Below are 19643 nucleotides of genomic sequence, written 5' to 3'. Positions count from 1 at the left end.
GCGATGCTCCTTCTCTCCGCCTACGCAATGGCGCTTCTCGCCGTGCTCGGCGTGATCGTCGATCGCATCTTCGGCGAGCCGCGCGCGCGGCATCCGCTCGTCGGCTTCGGCAATCTCGCGACGAAGCTCGAAGAGCGCGTGAACACCCGCTTTCGCGCGCGGCCGGCGGGCCTCCACCCCGGGTTCGCGCTGGTCGCGCCGCCGGTCGGCATCGCGTGGTTTCTGGTCGGCGCGCTGCCGTTCGCGTATGCGTGTCTCGTGCATGTTCTGCTGCTCTGGTTCGCGCTCGGCGCGAAAAGCCTGCGCCAGCACATCGCGCCGATCGCTCGCGCGTTGAGTTTCGGCGATATCGATCACGCGCGCGTGCTGACGTCGCGCATCGTGTCGCGCGATACATCCCAAGCCGATGAAAACGCGCTCTCGCGCGCTGCGGTCGAATCGGCGCTGGAAAACGGCAACGATGCGATCTTCGGCGCGCTCTTCTGGTTCGCGGTCGCGGGCGGCCCCGGCGCGCTGATGTTCCGCCTCGCCAACACGCTCGACGCGATGTGGGGTTATCGCACGCCGCGCTTTCTGCGTTTCGGCTGGGCGGCTGCGCGCTTCGACGATGTGCTCAACTTCATCCCCGCGCGCCTCACGGCCGCGACCTACGCGCTCGCCGGCGACACGCACATGGCGTGGCACTGCTGGCGCACGCAGGCGCGCTCGTGGGACAGCCCGAACGCGGGGCCGGTGATGGCCTCGGGGGCCGGCAGTCTCAACGTGCTGATCGGCGGCGCGGCGGTGTATCACGGCGTGCTCGAAACGCGTCCGACGCTCGGCGCGGGCCATCCGGCGACGGCGAAGCATGTCGTCGCGGCGTTGCGGCTCGTCGAGCGCGCGACATTGATGTGGCTCGCGGTGCTATTGATGATCGCGGTTCTGAGCGTAACGACGAGTGGCTGACTGACATGACGCAATCCATCCGGCACGGCGGCAATCTGCGCGAGGCCGCGCGCCGCTACGCGATATCTCTCGATGACTGGCTCGATCTGTCGACCGGCATCAATCCGCACGGCTATCCGGTGCCGCCCGTCGCGCCCGATGCGTGGCGGCGCCTGCCCGAAGACGACGACGGCCTCGCCGAAGACGCCGCGCGCTACTACGGCGCGCCGCTCGCGTTGCCGGTGGCGGGATCGCAGGCGGCGATACGCGCGTTGCCCGCGCTTTTGCGCCGCGGCACGGCGGCCGTCGCGCCGCTCACGTACGGCGAATACGCGCCCGCGTTCGCACGCGCGGGCCACGCGATCGCCACGCTCGACATCACGAAGCACGATTTGCCCGATACGTTCGATCACGTCATCGTCGCCAATCCGAACAATCCGACGGCCGAGCGCGTCGCGCGCGACACGCTGCTTTCCTGGCACGAACAGCTTGCCTCGCGCGGCGGCACGCTGATCGTCGATGAAGCGTTCGCCGATACCGATCCCGCATCGTCGCTGGCGAGCGAGACGGCGCACGACGGGCTCGTCGTGCTGCGCTCGGTCGGCAAGTTTTTCGGGCTCGCGGGCATTCGCGCGGGTTTCGTGCTGGCCGCGCCCGCGCTCGCCGACGCGTTGCGCGACGCGCTCGGCGCATGGACCGTGAGCGGCCCGGCGCGACATGCGGTCGCCGCCGCTTTCGCCGATATCGCGTGGCAGCGCGAAATGCGCGAGCGTCTGCATCGCGATGGCGCGCGCCTTGCCGCATCGATCGCGATCTACGGTTTCGACGTGCGCGCGACGCCGCTTTTCGCGTGGACAGCGACGCCGAAAGCGCCCGAACTGCAACACGCGCTCGCGTTGCGCGGCATCTGGACGCGTCTTTTCGATCCGCCCGGCATGACGCCGAGCCTGCGCATCGGATTGCCAGGCGCGGAAGGCGACTGGGCGCGCCTGTCGCTCGCGCTGCGGGAGATTTGCGCGTGAAGTTGCGCCGTGCGATTGCCCTGCTGATCGGCTTCGCGGTGACGCAAGCGCATGCGATCACCGTCGTCGATGACAGCGGCGCGTCCGTCACGCTCGCGAAGCCCGCCGAACGTGTCGTCAGTCTCGCGCCGCATGTGACCGAGTTGCTGTTCGCGGCGGGCGGCGGCGCGCGCGTCGTCGGCGCTGTCACGTATAGCGATTATCCGAAAGAGGCGCAGGCGATTGCCCGCGTCGGCGACAACAAGGCGCTCGATCTCGAACGCATCGTCGCGTTGCATCCGGATCTGATCGTCGTGTGGCGGCATGGAAATGCGGCGCGTCAGCTGGATCGACTGCAGGCGCTCGGCGTGCCGATCTATTTCAGCGAGCCGAAGCATCTCGACGATATCGCGGCGAGCATCGGCAAGCTGGGCGCGCTGCTCGGCACGCAGAATGAGGCACGCGCCGCGTCCGATGCCTTCACGCGCGAGATTGCGCGATTGCGTGCGCGTTACGCGGAACGGCCGCGCGTGAGCGTGTTCTATCAGGTGTGGGACGATCCGTTGATGACGCTCAATCGCGACAACGTTTTCGACGAAGTGATCGGCTTGTGCGGCGGCGCGAACGTGTTCGCAGCTGAGAAACCGCGCGTGCCGACGATATCGACCGAAGCCGTGCTCGCGGCGAATCCGGAAGCGATCGTCACGGCGACACCCGGCGCGACGAAGCCGGATCGCCCGTTGCCCGCGCTCGAAAGATGGCGGCGCTGGACATCGATGACGGCGGTGGCGCGCGGCAATCTCTTCGGCATCGACGGCGATCTGATCAATCGGCCGACGCCGCGGCTTGCGCTGGGCGCGGATGAGCTGTGCCGCGATTTGGAAATCGCGCGCGAGCGGAGGACGAAGTAGTCAGGCGTTCCACCGCACAAGCAGCCACTGCCCGCGCACGCGCCTGAACCACGCGATCCCGCCGAAATCGAGCGGCCATTGCAACGCCGATTCACGCGCGACGCCGAGCAGATGCGCAGCAAGCACGCGCACGACGCCCGCATGCGCGACGACATGCACGGCCCGTTCATCGACACACGTCGCATCGAACCACGCGATCACGCGATGCGCGAACTGCGCGAGACTCTCGCCGCCGTGCGGACGCGCATGGGCGATATCGTCGGCCCATGCATCGATCAGCGCGCGATCGATCGCGTCCCACGCGCGCCCTTCCCACGCGCCGAAGTGCATTTCGGCCAGACGTGCGTCGGGATGAACGTCGCCGCCCAGCGCACGCGCGATCGAAGCGCAACGCACGAGCGGACTCGCGTGCCATCCATCGACGCATGGGGGCACGTTCAGCGCCTTCATGCGCGCCGTCAACGCGCTCGCCGATTCGCGCGCATCGCGCTGCAAAGGCACATCGGTTTGCCCGTAGCAAACGCCCGCATCGACGGCGACTTCCGGATGCCGGATCAGGACGAGATCCATGCGAGCCCTATGAGATAGATCGCGATCTCGAACACTTGCTGCGCGAAACCGAGGCAATCGCCCGTGTAACCGCCGATGCGCCGGACGAAGTACCGTCCGATGAACAAGCGCAGAACGATCAGCGCGACGATCGTCACGCACGCGAGCTTCCAGTCGGTCACGAAGAGCCACGGCAGGCCGAACGCGAGCGCCAGCGCGAACGACGACACGCTCATGCGCTGCGCGACCGGCTTCGCCTTGCCTTCGGCGCGCACGTAATCGAGCGTGACGAGATAGCTGATTGCGAACGCGCGGCTCGCGGCGTGCGCGGCGATCATCGTCCACGCGACGCGTTGCGGCGGCAATGCGGCGAGCGTCTGCCATTTCAGCGCGAGCGCGATCATCAACGCAATCGCGCCGAACGCGCCGATGCGCGAGTCGTGCATGATGCGTAACGCGTCCTCGCGCGTGTATGCGCCGCCGAAGGCATCGACGCAATCGGCGAGTCCGTCTTCGTGAAACGCGCCGGTCAAGACGAGCGTCGTGGCCATCGAAAGCAGCACCGCGATGCCCGCCGGAAACACGCGCAACGCCGCGAGATACACCAGCGCCGCGACGCCGCCGACCATCGCGCCGACGAGCGGAAAATAGCGCGCCGCCGCGTTCAGATAGTCGCGCTCGAAGCCGACCCAGCGCGGCACCGGCACGCGCGTGAAATAGCCGAGCGCGGTGAAGAAATAGCGCAGTTCGTCGAGCGGGCGCATCTCAGTCGGCTTTATTCGAGACGCCCGCCGACTCGAAGCTCGCCATTTCGTCGACGAACGCGACGGCCGCGCGCAGGATCGGCAACGCGAGCGCCGCGCCCGTGCCTTCGCCCAGACGCAACTCGAGTTGCAGCAGCGGCGCGGCACCGAAATGCGCGAGCATCCGGCGATGCCCCGTCTCGTTCGATGCATGCGCGAACACGCAATAGTCGAGCACGTCAGGCGCCATCTTCGATGCAACCAGCAACGCGGAAGTCGCGATGAAACCATCGACGAGTATCGTCATGCCCGCGCACGCGGCGGCGAGATACGCGCCCGTCATCATCGCGATTTCGAAGCCGCCGAAGGTCGCGAGCGTGTCGATCGCATCGCCTTCATCGCGATGCAGCGCGAGCGCTTTAGACAGCACCTCGCGCTTGTGCGCGAGTCCTCGCTGGTCGAGACCGGTGCCGCGCCCGACGCACTCGTCGATCGAAAGAACGCACAGACGGCTCATCAAACATGCCGCCGCCGACGTATTCGCGATGCCCATTTCGCCGAAGCCGATCACGTTCGTGCCGAGCGACGCGTGATGCCGCACGCGCGCCGCGCCCCGCGCGATGCCTTCGAGCGCGGTCTCGCGCGACATCGCGCGTTCGTGCGCGAAGTTGCGCGTGCCGAGCCCGAGCGACAGACGCTCGTATCCATGATCGATGGGAATCGGCGTCGCGACGCCCGCATCGACGACTTCGAGCGTCATGCCGACCGAGCGCGACAGCGCGTTGATCGCAGCGCCGCCCGCCAGAAAATTCGCGACCATCTGCGCGGTCACTTCCTGCGGATACGAGCTCACGCCCTCTTTCGCGATGCCGTGATCGCCCGCGAAGACGATCATCGCGGGACGCTCGATGCGCGGCTTCGCCGTGCGTTGAATCAGGCCCATTTGCAGCGCGATGTCTTCGAGCCGCCCGAGACTGCCGGGCGGCTTCGTCTTCGTGTCGATGATGCGGCGCAGTTCGCCTTCGATGGCGCGGTCGAGCGCGCGGGGCATCGGGATGCCGTTATTCGTGGACATCGGAATTCCTTTCATGAGCGAGGGATGGAAGGCACGAGCGCTTCGTGCTCGCCATCGCGAATCAACGCGAGCGGATAGCCGAATGCGGCGCTCGCGCGTTCGGCCGTGAGCACGTCGGCGACGAGTCCCGCATGAGCGCCGCCGTTGCCGTCGAGCAGAAGCGCGTGTGTCGCGAAACGGCGCGCGAGATTCAGATCGTGGCACGAGAAGATTACGGTGCGCTTGTGCGCGCGCGCCGCGTCGCGCAACGCGTGCAGGCAATCGATCTGATGATGCAGGTCGAGATGCGAAAGCGGTTCGTCGAGCAACAGCAGCGGCGCGTTCTGGCACAGCACGGCGGCGAGCGCGACACGCTGGCGTTCGCCGCCGGAAAGCGTCAGCACGTCGCGCGACGCGAACGATGCGAGACCCAACGTTTCGAGCGCGGCGTGCGCGGCGGCGCGATCCTCGTCGCTCTCCCAGCCCCAGCCGGTGAGATGCGGAAAGCGGTTGAGCAGCACGGTATCGAGCACGCTCGCGCTGAAGGCGTCGTGCGCGGCTTGCGGCATCAAAGCGCGTGCGCGCGCGAGTTCCGTCGCGCGCCATGACGCGAGCGCGCGGCCGTCGAGCGACACGCTGCCCGATGCGGCTTTCGCAATCCCGGCGAGCACGTTGATGAGCGTCGTCTTGCCCGCGCCGTTCGGCCCGGCGATGCACCACATTTCGCCCGCTTCGATCGACTGCGTGAGCCCGTCGATGAGCGTGCGCTTACCCGCGCGAAGCACGATGGCGTCGAGCCGCAAAATCATCGCGGCCTCCGCAGCAGCATCCACAGGAACATCGGGACGCCGATCAATGCCGTGACGACGCCGACCGGCAATTGCGCGGGCGCGATCACCGTGCGCGCGACGAGATCGGCGGCCATCACCGCGAGTCCGCCCGCGAGCGCGGCGGCGGGCACGAGCATGCGCTGATCGTTGCCGAACGCGAGGCGCAACAGATGCGGCACGACGAGCCCGACGAAGCCGATGGTGCCCGCCGTCGTCACGGCGGCCGCCGCCGCGATCGATGCGACGAGATACACGCGCAGACGCAAGCGCTCGACCGGCACGCCGAGCGCGCGCGCGGTCGTATCGCCGCGCAAGAGCACGTTCAGTTGCGGTGCGACGGGAACGATGACCGCGAGCACGACGGCGAGCGCGATCAGCGCGGGCCATGGCGCCGCCGCGCCGTTGAGATCGCCCGTCAGCCAGAAGATCATGCCGCGCAAACGGTTCTCGGGCGCGACGCTCAGGATCAGCGTGATGAGTGCGCCCCATCCCGATGCGATCACGACACCCGTCAGCAAGAGCCTCGGCGATGCGTCCTGTCCGCTTTGCCACAAGTCCTTGCGCGCGAGTCCGAGGACCAGAACGATCGATGCGAACGCGCCCGCGCAAGCCGCGATATCGACGCCCCACCACGGCAGCGACCCGAGCATCGCGGCAAGCGCGAAGGTTGCCGCGCCGCCGGATACGCCGAGCACGTACGGTTCCGCCAGCGGATTGCGCAACAGCACTTGCAGCAGCGCGCCGGCGAACGCGAGCAATGCGCCCGACGCGAAGCCCGCGAGCGCGCGCGGCAGACGCAAGGTCAGCACGATGTCATCGGCGATATCGGGCGTCGCCGAGTGCGCGTGAAAGAGCGCGCCGATCGCACGCGATACGGGCAACGCGACGCTGCCCATCGCGAGCGACGCGACCAGCACGACGAGCGTCGCTGCGCCGAGCGCGATCCAGATCGCGGTGGCGCGGCTCGCGTCCATCGCGCGCGGACGTTCAGCCACGCGGCTCACGACGGATGCCAGCCCAACGTGATGTACGCGCCGCGTCGTGGCGTGTTGTACGAGTAGGCAAGTTCATAGTCCTTGTCGAACAGGTTGTCGATGCGCGCCGTGACGTACCACGACTTCGAGATGTCGTAGCGCGCCGACAGATTCACGATGCCGTAGCCCGCGAGCGTCGAATCGTAATCGCTGCGTTGACCGCTCACGATCCATTCGCCACCGACGCGCCACGGCCCGATCGTGCGATGCGCCGTCAGCGTCGCGAAATGCCGCGCGCGCCGCGTCAAATCCTCGTGATTCGTTTCGTCGACGGGATTCTGGAACGTGACGCCCGTGCGCACATCCGTTGCGCCGACGTGCCCCGCCCACGATCCCTCGATGCCCTGCACCTTCGCGCGCCCGACGTTCTGCGCGACATAGTAGAAGCCGCCGTCGGACACGTAATCGATCAAATTCGAATAGCGCGTCTGAAAAAGCGTCACGCGCACCACGCCGAGCGCATTCGATGCGTACTGCAACGCCGCCTCGACCGAATGACTCCGCTCCGGCTGAATCGACGGATTGCCGCTCAGCGGATAGTAGAGATCGTCGAAGCTCGGCGCGCGAAACGAGGCCGAATAGCTCGCGCTCGCCTTCCAGTGCGCGTCGAAGTTATACGCGTAGCCCAGATAGTAGCTGTTCGCGCCGCCGAAATCGGAATACTGATCGCGGCGCAGATTCGCCTGCAACTCGTTCGCGCCGATGTGCCCCACGTAACCCGCGAACATCGAATTCACATGACGGTCGGGCGCGCTGAACTGATCGGAATCGAGCGTCTGATCGAGATGCTCGTAGCCGAAGAGCAGCTTGTGCGCGTCGCTGATCCGCACGTCGTTCTGCCACGTATATTGCCGGTTCTCCGAATCGAAACGGCTCGTATAGACGCCGTTCTGCTCGATGTTCGCGCGGTCCTGCCCCTGCGCGATCGTGAAGTGCGTCGTCCAGTTATCCGTGACGCGGCCGTTCGCGAACACCGACGCCGAGCGCACGCGATCGTGCGTTTCGTTGATATCGGTCGGCTGGCCATAGGCATCGTCGAAACTGTTGATGCCGTTCGATTGCAGGAAGCGCACGCCCACGTCCCACTTGTCGCTGAACTCGTGACGCAGCGTCGCCGCGACGCTCTCGTTCAGATAGCCGTTCGCGTTCGGATTGGCGCCGGGCGCGATTCCCGGATCGATCGACGAGAAGCCGTCGGTTTTCTCGCGCGAGACGTTCACGCTGAAGGTCGTGCGGCCGTCCTTGTCGAGCGCGCCGCTCACGCCCGCCGATTGCCGCTGCGTGTGATAGCTGCCGTACTCGGCCTCGAAGTTGAAGCGCGGCGGATGCGCCTCGCCTTCCTTCGTGAAGATCTGCACGACGCCGCCAATCGCATTCGATCCATAGAGCGCCGACACGTTGCCGTTCACGACCTCGACGCGCCCGATCTGGTCGAGCATCAATTGCGATAGCTGTGCCGCGCCGAGCGACGCCGATTCGACGCGCACGCCGTCGATCAGCACGAGCGATTGCGACGACGCCGCACCGCGTATGAAAAGCCCCGAGTTCGAGCCCGGTCCGCCGTTGCGCGTGATCTGCACGCCGGGCGCGAGCGCGACGAGTCCGAGCGCGTCGCTTGCGTTTGCATCGGCGATGTCCTGCTCGTCAAAAAGCGATGTCTGCGGAATCGATTCGGCAAGCGGCTGCGGCGCGCGCGTCGATGTGACGACGACGGGCGCAAGCGTTTGCGTGCTGTCTTCCGTCTGGGCCGCCTGTGCAGCGCCGGCGAACGGCAAGGCGCCGATGGCCGCAACGAGCGCGCCATGACGGGAGAGACCGCTTCTGAGCGCGGCCAGTGGCAATACCATGTGTGAAGTGTTCCGTTTCGCGTGAGCGCGACCCCGCTCCCCGCGAGGACGATGCGCGACGAACGCACCGCGCCATGCGCGCCGATGCGTCGGACTCCGGCCGGTATCCGGGCTGGCGATCAATCGTCTCGCCTTCCCGCGCATGGCGCGCAGTGGCATCGACACGTTTCTTGCAGTCGCGCGCGTGCGACGAATTTCGACACGCTCGCGCGGCAAAAACGCGCATGAGACGACTTGCAACTTGCGTTGCGGTCGCTTACCGTTGCGGGGGCAGCACAGGTTGGCTCGTCGTCGATTGCGGCGACTTCGCTCCCTGTTTCCCGTTTGACTGCATCCACGAGATCCGCGGATGCGAGCACCAAAAGTGCGGCAAGTGTAGGAGCGCGGTTCGGGGCCGTCAAGAAAACCGCGCGGGCAGACTGGCGCGGCGCATGACGAATCGAACGAGAAGCGAAAGAGAAGCGGCCGGCCTGTCATCACGAGCGTTGCGGGGCGCTCGCGTTTTCTGCACACGAATGCATCGCGACATGCGCTTGATTCGAAGGATTAAGCGCTAGATCGCGTGTTGTTACGTCTCGAAACGAGACATTTATCGGAAGCTCCGTTGAACCGCGCTAAAATGCGAGGTCTTTAGAGGACGCAGCACATGCTCAACGAACTCGAATCACTGTCAGGAAACATCGGCCGGCTGATCCAGATCAGCGAGCGCCACAAGCAGGCGCATCAAGCGCTGCAGGAACAACTCGAACAGCTGCGCGCCGACTATGCGAACGTGCAGGCCGAGCTCGCGCAAGTGCGCGAAGAGCGCGATACGCTGCAGTCCGAACGCGATTCGCTGTCCGCGAAAATCGACGACGCGCAAATCCGCCTGAACGCGATTCTCGAAAAGCTGCCGCGCGGCAAGTCCGCGCAACATGCCGAGTCCGACAATCAACTCGATCTCCTCGAAACCGATTCCCAGGAAGCACATGAAACGGAATTGCACGGCGAGCATCATCAGGGAGAGAAGGCATGACGACCACGCAGATCGAAGTATCCATTCTCGGGCAGCCGTATCGTCTCGCGTGCTCGCCGGAAACCGAAGGCGCATTGCGTGAAGCCGTCGCGCGCGTCGACGCCGAAATGAACAAAGTGCGCAATGCAAGCAGCGTGCGCGGCACGGATCGCATCGCGGTGATGGCGGCGCTTTCGCTGGCGTCGGAATTGCTTAAGCTGCAGGACAGCGTGCGTCACGGCGAGGCCTTCCCCGCCGAAGAAATCCGCCGCACGATGCACTCGATGAACGAGCAATTGGGCGCGGTCATTGCGCAACACGAAGCGCAATAAGGCAGATGCGCGTCGAGTCAATCAGCGCGCAATGTCAATCGAAAAAAGAAACTGCCGAAGTAGGTTGAAGAGGCTGCAGAAGGCAAACGATTGGTGTAGAGTGACGTTTCCCTGCCTGGTACGCCAAGGTCATATATTCCTTGAACCAATGCTACATTGGCACGGTTGCGGAACCTTGCAGCACGGGCGCGCGCGTCGCTAGTCCGATGTACCCGAAGTGTTGCTTACCGCGACCAATCTTGAACCCAGGTTCAGGATGCCGGCCTAGCGGCTGTGGCGGGGACCTCATTCAAGAAACGGCATCGGTTTTTCCGATGCCGTTTTCGTTTGTCCCTGCCGTTCGCTCTTCGATTCATGCACACGACCATGCGCTACTGGCTGATGAAGTCCGAACCGGACGAAGCGAGCATCGATCATCTCGCGCACGCGCCGAAAAAAACCTTGCCGTGGACGGGCGTACGCAACTATCAGGCGCGCAACTTCATGCGCGATCAGATGCAGATCGGCGACGGCGTGCTCTTCTATCATTCGAGCTGCCCGGAGCCGGGCATCGCGGGCATCGCGAAAGTGTGCTCGACGGCATATCCGGATCCCACGCAATTCGATCCGAAGAGCGATTACTACGATCCGAAATCGACGCAGGAAACGCCGCGCTGGATGCTCGTCGACGTGAAGTTCGTGAAGAAGACGCCGCTCATATCGCTCGCCGCGTTGCGCGAACATCCAGAGCTTGCCGACATGCAAGTGCTCGCGCGCGGCAACCGGCTCTCGATCACGCCCGTGACCGAAGCGCAATGGCGATTTATTACCGAGCACCTCGTCTAACAAGGAACTTACGACTTCACGACTGCGACTAAATCCCGTCGCACGTACGCGATGTCACGGAGTCCTTCGATGCTCAATAAGAAAACCGCCGCCGCCTTCGCCCTGCTCGCGATGTCCGGTGCCGCGATTACGTTGTCTCAAACCGCCGCTGCGCAGACGGTGATAACGCAGCCACAGCCCTCGGGCGTGCTCTCGCTCTCCGCACAAGCGAGCGCGCAAGTGCCGCAGGATGTCGTCAACATCACGCTCTTCTACGAACAGGAAGCGGCCGATCCGTCGTCGCTCACCAGCACGCTCAATCAGCGCGCCGAGGCCGCGTTACGCGAAGCCAAAGGTGTCGACGGCGTGACCGCGAAGAGCGGCTCGTTCACCGTCTATCCGTCGACGGATCGCGACGGCAAGATTTCCGTGTGGCGCGGGCGCACCGAAGTCGTGCTCGAATCGCATGACTTCGCGGCGGCATCGAAGCTCGCGGGCAAGATGAGTTCGTCGATGCAAGTGGGTAGCGTCGCGTTCTCGCTGTCGCCCGAAGCGCAGCGCGCGGCCGAGCAAAAGCTCGTCTCGCAAGCCATCGATTCGTTCCGCAAGCAGGCGCAAAGCGCCGCGCAAGGCTTCGGCTACAGCAATTTCACGATTCGGGAAGTGAATGTCGGACGGAGCGGCGCGCAGCCGCGTCCCGTCATGATGATGCAATCGCGCGCGATGAGCGCCGATGCGAAGATGGCCCCGATCGCGATGGAAGCCGGCACGACCACGGTGACAGTCGACGTTTCCGGCTCCGTACAAATGGGACGCTAAACGCCGTTCACGGTGTTCACGCGGGGCGGCGTTCGACCGCCCCGCTCTTTCCTCAAGCCTTTGCGGATTCGGGCGGCAGGCGCAGATTGCGCTTGTAGGCCCACACCATCATTACCACGCCGGCGACGATCATCGGCAGCGAAAGCCATTGGCCCATCGAGAGATTGAGCGCGAGCAAGCCGAGATAATCGTCCGGCTCACGCGCGAATTCCACGGTGAAGCGCGCGAGTCCATAACCGATCAGGAACAGCGCCGAAATCGCGCCGACCGGACGCTGCTTGCGCGAGAACGTCCAGATCACGATAAACAACACGAGCCCTTCCAGCGCGATTTCGTACAACTGCGACGGATGACGCGGCAGCATGTGGTAACGCTGAAAAATTTCCGTGAGGTGATACTGCGCGTCGAGCTGCGGATTCTTCGAGAGCCACACGGCGTCGTCGTTCGTCGAGTTCTGGAAGAGCATCGCCCACGGCGCGTTCGGGTCCGTCACGCGGCCCCACAGCTCGCCGTTGATGAAATTGCCGAGTCGCCCCGCCGCGAGACCGAGCGGCACCATCGGCGCGACGAAATCCGTCACCTGCAGCCACGTGCGCTTGCGGTGATACGCGAACAGCACCATCGCGAGCGTCACGCCGAGAAAGCCGCCGTGAAACGACATCCCGCCTTCCCATACCTTGAAGATATCGAGCGGATGCGCGGCGTAATAACTGGCCTTGTAAAACAGCACGTAGCCGATGCGCCCGCCCAGAATCGTGCCGAGCACGCCGTAGAACAGCATGTCGTCGATGTCCTTCACGGTCCAGCCTTGCGCGGCGACATAAGGCAGCCGCAGCCGCAACCGGCCGATGACGATGGCCGACACGAACGCCACCAGGTACATGAGGCCGTACCAGCGCACGGCGAGCGGTCCGAGATGAATCGCGATGGGATCGAAATTGGGATGTATGAGCATTCTGATGTGGGAATCTTTAAGCGGGCTACAGGGGCGAATCATACAGAACCGGCGCTTTCGGCCCTCGAACGGACGATTTCGATGAACCCGGCGAGCACCGGACTCACTTCCGCGATCCGCCATACCAGCCCCGTTTCCACGAAAGGACCGGGATCGAGCAGCGGACGATACACGACGCCCGTGCGCCTTAGATGACGCAGCGATTGCGGCACGAGCGCGACGCCCATGCCGGCGGACACGAGGCTCACGATGGTCTGCATCTGGATCGCCTCCTGCCCGATACGCGGCGTGAGCCCGGCCGCGCCATAGCAGCCCATGATGATGTCGTGCAAGCCGGGCGCGAGACGCCTCGGAAAGACGACGAGCGGCGCGGCGGCGAGATCGTGCAGGTCGACGGGTTCGCCTTCGCCCGAGTTCAGCTCTTGCGCCTGCTTCTCGGACATCGCGATCATCAGCGGCTCGCGCGCGATCGGCACATACTCGAGCGACGACGCGTAACGCGGCGGCAGCGGCGGAATGACGAGGCCCGCATCGACGCGCCCGGCGACGAGTTCGTCGATCTGCACGTCGCTCGTCGCTTCGGTCAGTTGCAGACGCACGCCGGGATGACGCGCACCGAAATCGCGCAGCAGCGCCGGCAGAAGCCCGTAATCGGCGGTGGAGACGAACGCGAGCGACAGCACGCCCGCCTCGCCGCGCGCGAGCGATTGCGCGAGCGGACGCAGCGCATCGGCGGATGCGAGCAGGCGGCGCACTTCCGGCAACAGATCCTTGCCGACGGGCGTCAGCTCCACGGTCCGTTTCGTGCGCACGAAAAGCGCGACGCCGAGCGATTCTTCCAGCGCGCGGATCGCCTGCGAGAGCGGCGGCTGCGTCATCGCGAGGCGCGCGGCGGCACGGCCGAAGTGCATCTCTTCGGCGACCGTCACGAAATAACGCAGGAGTCGTAGTTCCATTGATATGTTTTGCGACCTAGTAAGCCCTGAATAATATATTGGACAGACACATAGCGCGGTTGCATTCTTGCTGCATCAAATCAAGAACATCCCCTCAGGAGCACACCATGGCCTTCAATCGCCGCTCGAAGCACATCACTCAGGGCGTCGCGCGCTCGCCCAATCGCTCGATGTATTACGCCCTCGGCTACAAGGAGGAGGACTTCGACAAGCCGATGATCGGCGTCGCCAATGGCCACTCGACGATCACGCCGTGCAACGCGGGCTTGCAGCGCCTCGCGGACGCCGCCGTCGAATCGATCAGGAAATCCGATGCGAATCCGCAGATTTTCGGCACGCCGACGATCTCCGACGGCATGTCGATGGGCACCGAAGGCATGAAGTACTCGCTCGTGTCGCGCGAGGTAATCGCGGACTGCGTCGAGACCGCCGTGCAAGGCCAGTGGATGGACGGCGTCGTCGTGATCGGCGGCTGCGACAAGAACATGCCGGGCGGCATGATCGGCATGGCGCGCATGAACGTGCCGTCGATCTATGTGTATGGCGGCACGATTCGCCCCGGCAACTGGAAGGGCAAGGATCTGACGATCGTGTCGTCTTTCGAGGCGGTCGGCGAGTTCACCGCGGGGCGCATGTCGGAGGAGGATTTCAAGGGCGTCGAGAAGAACGCGTGCCCGTCGACCGGCTCGTGCGGCGGCATGTACACGGCGAACACGATGAGCTCGTCGTTCGAGGCGCTCGGCATGTCGCTGATGTATTCGTCGACGATGGCGAATCCGGATCAGGAAAAGGTCGATTCCGCGGCCGAATCGGCGCGCGTACTCGTCGAAGCGGTGAAGAGGGATCTGAAGCCGCGCGACATCATCACGAAGAAGTCGATCGAGAACGCGGTGGCGCTCATCATGGCGACGGGCGGCTCGACGAACGCCGTGCTGCACTATCTCGCCATCGCGCACGCGGCGGACGTGGAATGGAGCATCGACGACTTCGAGCGCATGCGCAAGAAAGTGCCGGTCATCTGCGATCTGAAGCCTTCCGGTCAATATGTCGCGACGGACTTGCACAAAGCCGGCGGCATTCCGCAAGTGCTGAAGATCCTGCTCGACGCGGGTCTCTTGCACGGCGACTGCATCACGATCACCGGCCGCACGATGGCCGAAGAACTGAAGGACGTGCCGAGCAAGCCGCGCGCGGATCAAAAGGTCATCTTCCCGATCGAGCAGGCGCTTTACAAGGAAGGGCATCTCGCGATCCTGCGCGGGAATCTCGCGGAAGACGGCGCGGTCGCGAAGATCACGGGCCTGAAGAATCCGGTCATCACGGGTCCTGCGCGCGTGTTCGACGACGAGCAAAGCGCGATGGACGCCATTCTCAGCGACAAGATCAAAGCTGGCGACATTCTCGTGCTGCGCTATCTGGGGCCCGTCGGCGGTCCGGGCATGCCGGAGATGCTCGCGCCGACATCGGCGATCATCGGCAAGGGGCTGGGCGAATCCGTCGGCTTCATCACCGACGGGCGTTTCTCGGGCGGCACCTGGGGCATGGTGGTCGGCCACGTCGCGCCGGAAGCGTTCGCGGGCGGCACCATCGCGCTCGTGCAGGAAGGCGATTCGATCACCATCGACGCGCACAAGCTGCTTCTGCAACTGAACGTGGATGACGCCGAACTCGCGCGCCGCCGCGCCGCGTGGAAGCAGCCCGCGCCGAAGTACACGCGCGGCGTGCTGGCGAAATTCGCGGCGCTCGCGGGGCCGGCGAACAAGGGCGCGGTGACGGGTTGACGCGCGACCGGCGCGCGCGTCACCAGATGTAGCGCGCGCCGAGCAGCCCTTCGTAGCTCCGATAACCGCCGTCGCCTTGCTGATAGCCGAGATTGCCCCACACGCGCCACTGTTTCGCGATCTGGCCTTGCGCGCCGAGCTTGAACTCCATGCGATCTCTCGGGCCGTCCTGCGACACGCGCACGTCGTTGAACGAAACCGAGGAAAGCTGCGTGTCGTGCCACCAGTTGATTTCCGCGAACGGCAGCCATCCGGGCGACGCCGCCGAGCCTGGCGCGTGAAAGATCCGCACGCCGACGCGCGTCGTGAATCCGCCGCCATCGTCGCTGTGAATCACCGTTCCGTTGTGCTCGACGTGATCGCCGGCGTGATAGTTCGTGTAGATCAACTGAAGCTGCGGCTCGACGAGCACCGGTCCCGTCGATGTCTGCCCGAGCGCGAAGGCCCAGCCGCCTTCGAGCGATCCCGCCCACACGCTGCTCGAATAATTCTCGCCCGGCAGATCCGCGCCCTTCACGGTGTTGTCGAAATGGGCGTACTGCAGCCAGGTGTCGACGTACGGGCCATCGGCTGACCAGGCATTGCCGCGCCACGTCGCGTAGACGCCCGCGCTCGCCCCGTTGACGTTGCCGCGCGCGGTCGCGGAACTGTTCTGCGCGGTCGCATCGGTGGTGGACGAGCCGTAGCCCGCCATCACGCCCGCCTGCCAGCGATGCCCGTCCGACACCCGATGCAGCAGGTCGATGCCCGCCTGCACGAGCGCGGTGTCCGTCGATTCGCCGATACGCCCGCTGGCCGCGTCGCTGTCGGTATGCGCGCCTCTCGTGCGCGCCCAGGCCGTCGCGTTATCGGCGTCCGGCGGTAGCGCGGCGTAGGAATCGGCGAAGCCTGCGCGATCGTGCAGTGTCATCGTGAACATCGTTTCGGCCGAGCGCTGATTGCCGAGGTAAGCGCCCGGCTCCGGGCGCGGCGTCGGCGCCGAACGCAGATACCAGTCGCCATCGCCCGGCGTCGCCAGGCCGCCTTGCCGCAGACTGTATTCGTACGGACCCGCGACCACGCGGCCGTCAAGCGTGAACACGCCGTTCGATTGCCCGTCCACCTGGACGATCTCGATGCCGTTCGCCGTTTGCGCGCCCGCGCCGCCCGCATTTGCGATTGCGACGCGCGTCTGCCCCGCCGTGCCGCCGTGTACGACAAGTCTGTCGGTCGCCGATCCGTCGCCCGCGAGCACCGTGGAGAGCGCCATACGGCCGTTGTTGCCGGTGTAATCGCCCGCGACGGTCAGCGTGCTCGCGGGCGCGGCGCTCGCCATGCGAATCTCGCCGTTGTTCGTGAGCGCGCCGCCGATGAGGAATTGTCCCGCCGGACCGCCCGCGAAACCCGGCGCGGCATCGGCTATGGCCAGCACGCCGTTGTTGAGCACCGCGCCGCCCACCGAGCCATAGCCGCCGAAGGTCGCGCTCGGAGCCACGCTTACCTGAGACGTATTCGCGAGCCGCGCGCCGTCGGTCAACACCAGCGCGCCGGCATCGACGCGCGTGGCGCCGCTGTAGGTTTGCGCGTTGGTCAACGTGACGACGCCGCTGCCTTGCTGAACGACATCGCCCGTGCCGCTGATCGTGTTGCGGAAGATCACGTTGTCGGCGCGGTCGAAGACGAGCGCGCCGTCATCGACGACGTTCCCGGCGACGCTGCCCGTCGTCCCGCCCGCGCCGAGCCGCAGCGCGCCCGAAGCGATCGTCGTCGTGCCGGTGAACGTGTTGTCGCCGCTCAGCGTCAGCGTGGCCGCGCCGCTCTTCGTCAAACTGCCTGCGCCGCCGATCGTGCCGCTGAACGTCGAATCGGCCGCGCTGTTCACGCTCAACGCACCGCCGGCGAGCGTCACATTGCCCGCGCCGGCGAGATCGCTGACGTGCTGATCGAAGCCGCGCAGATCGAAGGTCGCGCCCGCCGCCACCGCGAGCTGCGAACTTCCCGCGATCACGTCGCGCGCGCCCGCGGCGAGCGTGCCGGCATCGATCAGTGTCGCGCCGGTATAGCCGTTCGCCGCCGACAGGATCAACGTGCCCGCGCCCTTCTTCGTCAACGTCCGGCCGTCCCAGCCGCTCGCGAACCGGCCAGTCTGGTCGTTGAGCGCGACATCGGCATTGAAGGTATCCGCCGCGCCTGCGAGCGTGAACGCGCCGTCGCCCTGTGCCGCGCCTGCGAGCCAGCGCAGGCCGAAGCCGACTTCGTAGTCGAGCCCGTTGTTGGTCTTCGCGCCGGCGAGCGTCAGATAATCGACGGGACTCGCCGTGCCGCCGAACCCGACGCTCGCGAAATCGCCTGCGATACCGCCGCTCGTATGGATGATGTCAAAGCGCGTGCTCGTGAGCGCGCTCGCGGAATCCGGCGCGCTCGCGCCGAAGCCGCTCACGTTCAGCGCGCCGCCGAGACTCGCGCTCGCCGCCGTGATGATCGGCTGGGCCTGTCCGATGGCGATCGTCAGCGCTGCGCCCGGCGCCTGGCTGAAGTTCGTCGCGACGTTCAGCGTCGAATCCGCGGCGATGGCGGTCGTCGCGCCAGGCTGCGTCGCATAGCTGCCCGCATTGAACGCGCCCGGCTGATTCAGCGCGAGCGTGCCCGCTTGCACGTTTACCGCGCCTTGCGACGATCCCGCTGCTGTCAGCGCGGCGGTGCCGCTGCCCGCCTGCACGAGCGTGCCCGTTCCCGTTATCGCGCCGTCGAACGAAAAGGCGTCGCTGCGATTGAACCGAAGCAGGCCGTCATTGACGACATTGCCCGTCACGATGCCGGCCGCGCCGCCCGTGCCGAGCGTGAGCGAGCCCGAAGACCTTACCGTCGTGCCGCCGCCGTTCTGAATGACCGCGCCGCCGAGCGTCAGCGCGCCTTCGACATCGAGCGCCGCTGAGGATGTCCCGCCCATCAGCACCGTGCCGTTGAGCGTCCAGTCGCTGCCCGCGCGCGGGTTCAGCCGGATGAAGCCATGTTCGGGACTTGCGAAGAAGTTCCCCGACTCCGTGTTGGTGCCCGTCAGGATGATCGAATTGTCTGTGCTCTGGCTGGTGATGGCGTTGCCATTGCCGCTTATCAGCCGCGAACCCGCGCCGAGCGTCACGACGTTGTGCGGGCCGAATAGCAGAATGGCCGTTTCCGACCCGCTGGCAATGACGCCGGCGTTATCGAGCGTGCTCCCGCTTTGGAGCCGCACGCCCGCCCCGATCGTGCTGCGGATCACGCCCGTGGCGCCATTGCGTACCTCCATGGGAAGGCGGCTTCTGCCGAGAATGCCTTCGTGATAGGCATCGATGAGTCCGTCATTGCCAATCACCGCCGTTCCGGCACTCACGAGGATCCCGCTGCCGTTATCCTGATCGCCCATACCCGAGCGGATGACCGCCCCGGCGTGATTGTTCACGGTCACGTTGCCCGTCGATCCGAGGAGAATGCCGTCCGTGCTGGCCGTCACCGCCGAGTTGGCGTTGAGCGTTCCGAAGTTGTCGACGGTCCCGCTCGCCGCGCCCAAGTAGGTAATTGCATGGCTGATACGCGCGCTGACGTCGCCGCGATTGACGATATTGTTGGCTGCACCGTTGTTGTTGAAGAGGATGCCGTGCGTATGGCCCAGCGCCGCGCCGGACACCTGATTGACGAGCGATCCGGGCACGTCGAACACAACTGCCGCCGCGATGTTGTCCGTAGAACTGATGATCGAACCCGCGTTCGACATGGTTACGGGCGCAATGCCCTCGACGTTGATGGCGTTGCCCGATGAGGTCGTGATCGCGGTGCCGGGCTTGATCAGGTAGGACGTGTCGGTGGAAACCGTCTGCGTGGCCGAGCTTGGCCCGAGTGTCGTGACGGCGTGCGCCGACATCGCGAAAAGAAGGAGCACGGCGGCGTAATGAGGACGCCGTTCAGTAAAGAATGGCCGGTCCCGCCCGCGATATCGTTGTTTGCTCATGCGCTGGACGACTCCGTTCCACCGACGTCCCAAGGCGTGCATCACGACTGCGAGTCACGCGCTCATCGCTGTATCTGGTCGAAGCATTGGCAGTATAGGTGAACGCCCGTCGAATTTCGGCGTCATCCTCTTTGTAACGATA

17 protein-coding genes, 1 other RNA gene and 1 riboswitch are annotated in these 19643 nt (G+C 65.5%); of the genes, 9 read left to right on the top strand and 9 right to left on the bottom strand.

What is annotated here, in order from left to right; translation table 11 throughout:
* Window positions 1–3 precede the first annotated feature (3 nt).
* Genes cbiB through QCE58_RS04455 form a run of 3 tightly spaced genes read left to right on the top strand, consistent with a single transcriptional unit; the run spans window position 4 to window position 2836 of the window.
* Window positions 4–945, top strand: a complete 942-nt coding sequence (cbiB, locus tag QCE58_RS04465) for an adenosylcobinamide-phosphate synthase CbiB (RefSeq protein ID WP_309779244.1) — start codon at window positions 4–6, stop codon at window positions 943–945.
* A gap of 5 nt (window positions 946–950) precedes the next feature.
* The gene (cobD, locus tag QCE58_RS04460; protein ID WP_250507235.1) at window positions 951–1946 is read left to right on the top strand and encodes a threonine-phosphate decarboxylase CobD; all 996 of its coding nucleotides are present in this window, start codon (window positions 951–953) and stop codon (window positions 1944–1946) included.
* Window positions 1943–2836 (top strand): cobalamin-binding protein, encoded by an 894-nt coding sequence (locus QCE58_RS04455; RefSeq protein WP_250520970.1) that lies wholly within the window; start codon window positions 1943–1945, stop codon window positions 2834–2836. The genes cobD and QCE58_RS04455 overlap by 4 nt, the downstream gene beginning before the upstream one ends.
* Here QCE58_RS04455 and QCE58_RS04450 read toward each other — a convergent pair whose 3' ends face one another.
* The 6 genes from QCE58_RS04450 to QCE58_RS04425 are packed head-to-tail and all read right to left on the bottom strand — an operon-like array spanning window position 2837 to window position 8893.
* Window positions 2837–3406 carry a histidine phosphatase family protein gene (locus tag QCE58_RS04450; protein WP_008351088.1) on the bottom strand — a complete coding sequence of 190 codons (570 nt, stop codon included), beginning with the start codon at window positions 3404–3406 and terminating at the stop codon, window positions 2837–2839.
* Entirely contained in the window at window positions 3391–4149 is a 759-nt protein-coding gene (locus QCE58_RS04445; protein WP_250434033.1) for an adenosylcobinamide-GDP ribazoletransferase, read from the bottom strand. The genes QCE58_RS04450 and QCE58_RS04445 overlap by 16 nt, the downstream gene beginning before the upstream one ends.
* A 1-nt stretch (window position 4150) precedes the next feature.
* A complete protein-coding gene (gene cobT, locus QCE58_RS04440; RefSeq protein WP_250520969.1) occupies window positions 4151–5203 on the bottom strand; it encodes a nicotinate-nucleotide--dimethylbenzimidazole phosphoribosyltransferase in 1053 nt (350 codons plus the stop codon).
* A gap of 11 nt (window positions 5204–5214) precedes the next feature.
* Window positions 5215–5991, bottom strand: coding sequence for an ABC transporter ATP-binding protein (locus tag QCE58_RS04435; RefSeq protein WP_034472993.1), 777 nt, complete (start codon window positions 5989–5991; stop codon window positions 5215–5217).
* On the bottom strand, window positions 5988–7016 hold the full coding sequence (locus QCE58_RS04430; RefSeq protein ID WP_008351096.1) for an iron ABC transporter permease: 1029 nt from the start codon (window positions 7014–7016) through the stop codon (window positions 5988–5990). The genes QCE58_RS04435 and QCE58_RS04430 overlap by 4 nt, the downstream gene beginning before the upstream one ends.
* Window positions 7013–8893: a TonB-dependent receptor domain-containing protein gene (locus tag QCE58_RS04425; protein ID WP_250520968.1), complete on the bottom strand. Its 1881-nt coding sequence runs from the start codon at window positions 8891–8893 to the stop codon at window positions 7013–7015. Before QCE58_RS04425 ends, QCE58_RS04430 begins: the two co-directional genes overlap by 4 nt.
* An 80-nt stretch (window positions 8894–8973) precedes the next feature.
* Window positions 8974–9271, bottom strand: a riboswitch (cobalamin riboswitch).
* A gap of 268 nt (window positions 9272–9539) precedes the next feature.
* Between QCE58_RS04425 and QCE58_RS04420 the strand changes: the two genes are divergently transcribed.
* The 5 genes from QCE58_RS04420 (at window position 9540) to QCE58_RS04400 (ending at window position 11842) form a co-directional block, all read left to right on the top strand.
* The gene (locus QCE58_RS04420; protein WP_250520967.1) at window positions 9540–9908 is read left to right on the top strand and encodes an ATPase; all 369 of its coding nucleotides are present in this window, start codon (window positions 9540–9542) and stop codon (window positions 9906–9908) included.
* Window positions 9905–10219 carry a cell division protein ZapA gene (locus tag QCE58_RS04415; RefSeq protein ID WP_008351102.1) on the top strand — a complete coding sequence of 105 codons (315 nt, stop codon included), beginning with the start codon at window positions 9905–9907 and terminating at the stop codon, window positions 10217–10219. The genes QCE58_RS04420 and QCE58_RS04415 overlap by 4 nt, the downstream gene beginning before the upstream one ends.
* A gap of 105 nt (window positions 10220–10324) precedes the next feature.
* Window positions 10325–10506, top strand: a non-coding RNA gene (ssrS, locus tag QCE58_RS04410) — 6S RNA.
* Between the two features lie 79 nt (window positions 10507–10585).
* Window positions 10586–11044: an EVE domain-containing protein gene (locus tag QCE58_RS04405; RefSeq protein ID WP_008351103.1), complete on the top strand. Its 459-nt coding sequence runs from the start codon at window positions 10586–10588 to the stop codon at window positions 11042–11044.
* A 69-nt stretch (window positions 11045–11113) separates the two neighbouring features.
* Window positions 11114–11842, top strand: a complete 729-nt coding sequence (locus tag QCE58_RS04400) for an SIMPL domain-containing protein (RefSeq protein ID WP_250520966.1) — start codon at window positions 11114–11116, stop codon at window positions 11840–11842.
* Between the two features lie 52 nt (window positions 11843–11894).
* Here the strand turns inward: QCE58_RS04400 and lgt are convergent, their stop codons facing one another.
* Both lgt and QCE58_RS04390 read right to left on the bottom strand, forming a co-directional pair.
* On the bottom strand, window positions 11895–12797 hold the full coding sequence (lgt, locus tag QCE58_RS04395) for a prolipoprotein diacylglyceryl transferase (RefSeq protein ID WP_008351107.1): 903 nt from the start codon (window positions 12795–12797) through the stop codon (window positions 11895–11897).
* A 38-nt stretch (window positions 12798–12835) separates the two neighbouring features.
* Window positions 12836–13753 (bottom strand): LysR family transcriptional regulator, encoded by a 918-nt coding sequence (locus QCE58_RS04390; protein ID WP_008351110.1) that lies wholly within the window; start codon window positions 13751–13753, stop codon window positions 12836–12838.
* Between the two features lie 107 nt (window positions 13754–13860).
* On the opposite strand from QCE58_RS04390, the gene ilvD reads away from it, so the two are divergent.
* Window positions 13861–15534 carry a dihydroxy-acid dehydratase gene (gene ilvD / locus QCE58_RS04385; RefSeq protein WP_008351111.1) on the top strand — a complete coding sequence of 558 codons (1674 nt, stop codon included), beginning with the start codon at window positions 13861–13863 and terminating at the stop codon, window positions 15532–15534.
* A 19-nt stretch (window positions 15535–15553) separates the two neighbouring features.
* Here ilvD and QCE58_RS04380 read toward each other — a convergent pair whose 3' ends face one another.
* Window positions 15554–19501, bottom strand: coding sequence for an autotransporter outer membrane beta-barrel domain-containing protein (locus QCE58_RS04380; protein WP_250520965.1), 3948 nt, complete (start codon window positions 19499–19501; stop codon window positions 15554–15556).
* Window positions 19502–19643 lie beyond the last annotated feature (142 nt).

The organism is Caballeronia sp. LZ028, assembly GCF_031451415.1.
GTDB classification, from domain to species: domain Bacteria; phylum Pseudomonadota; class Gammaproteobacteria; order Burkholderiales; family Burkholderiaceae; genus Caballeronia; species Caballeronia zhejiangensis.
The sequence above is the reverse complement of the archived record's forward strand: the minus strand, read 5'-3'. Positions and strand labels throughout refer to the sequence as shown.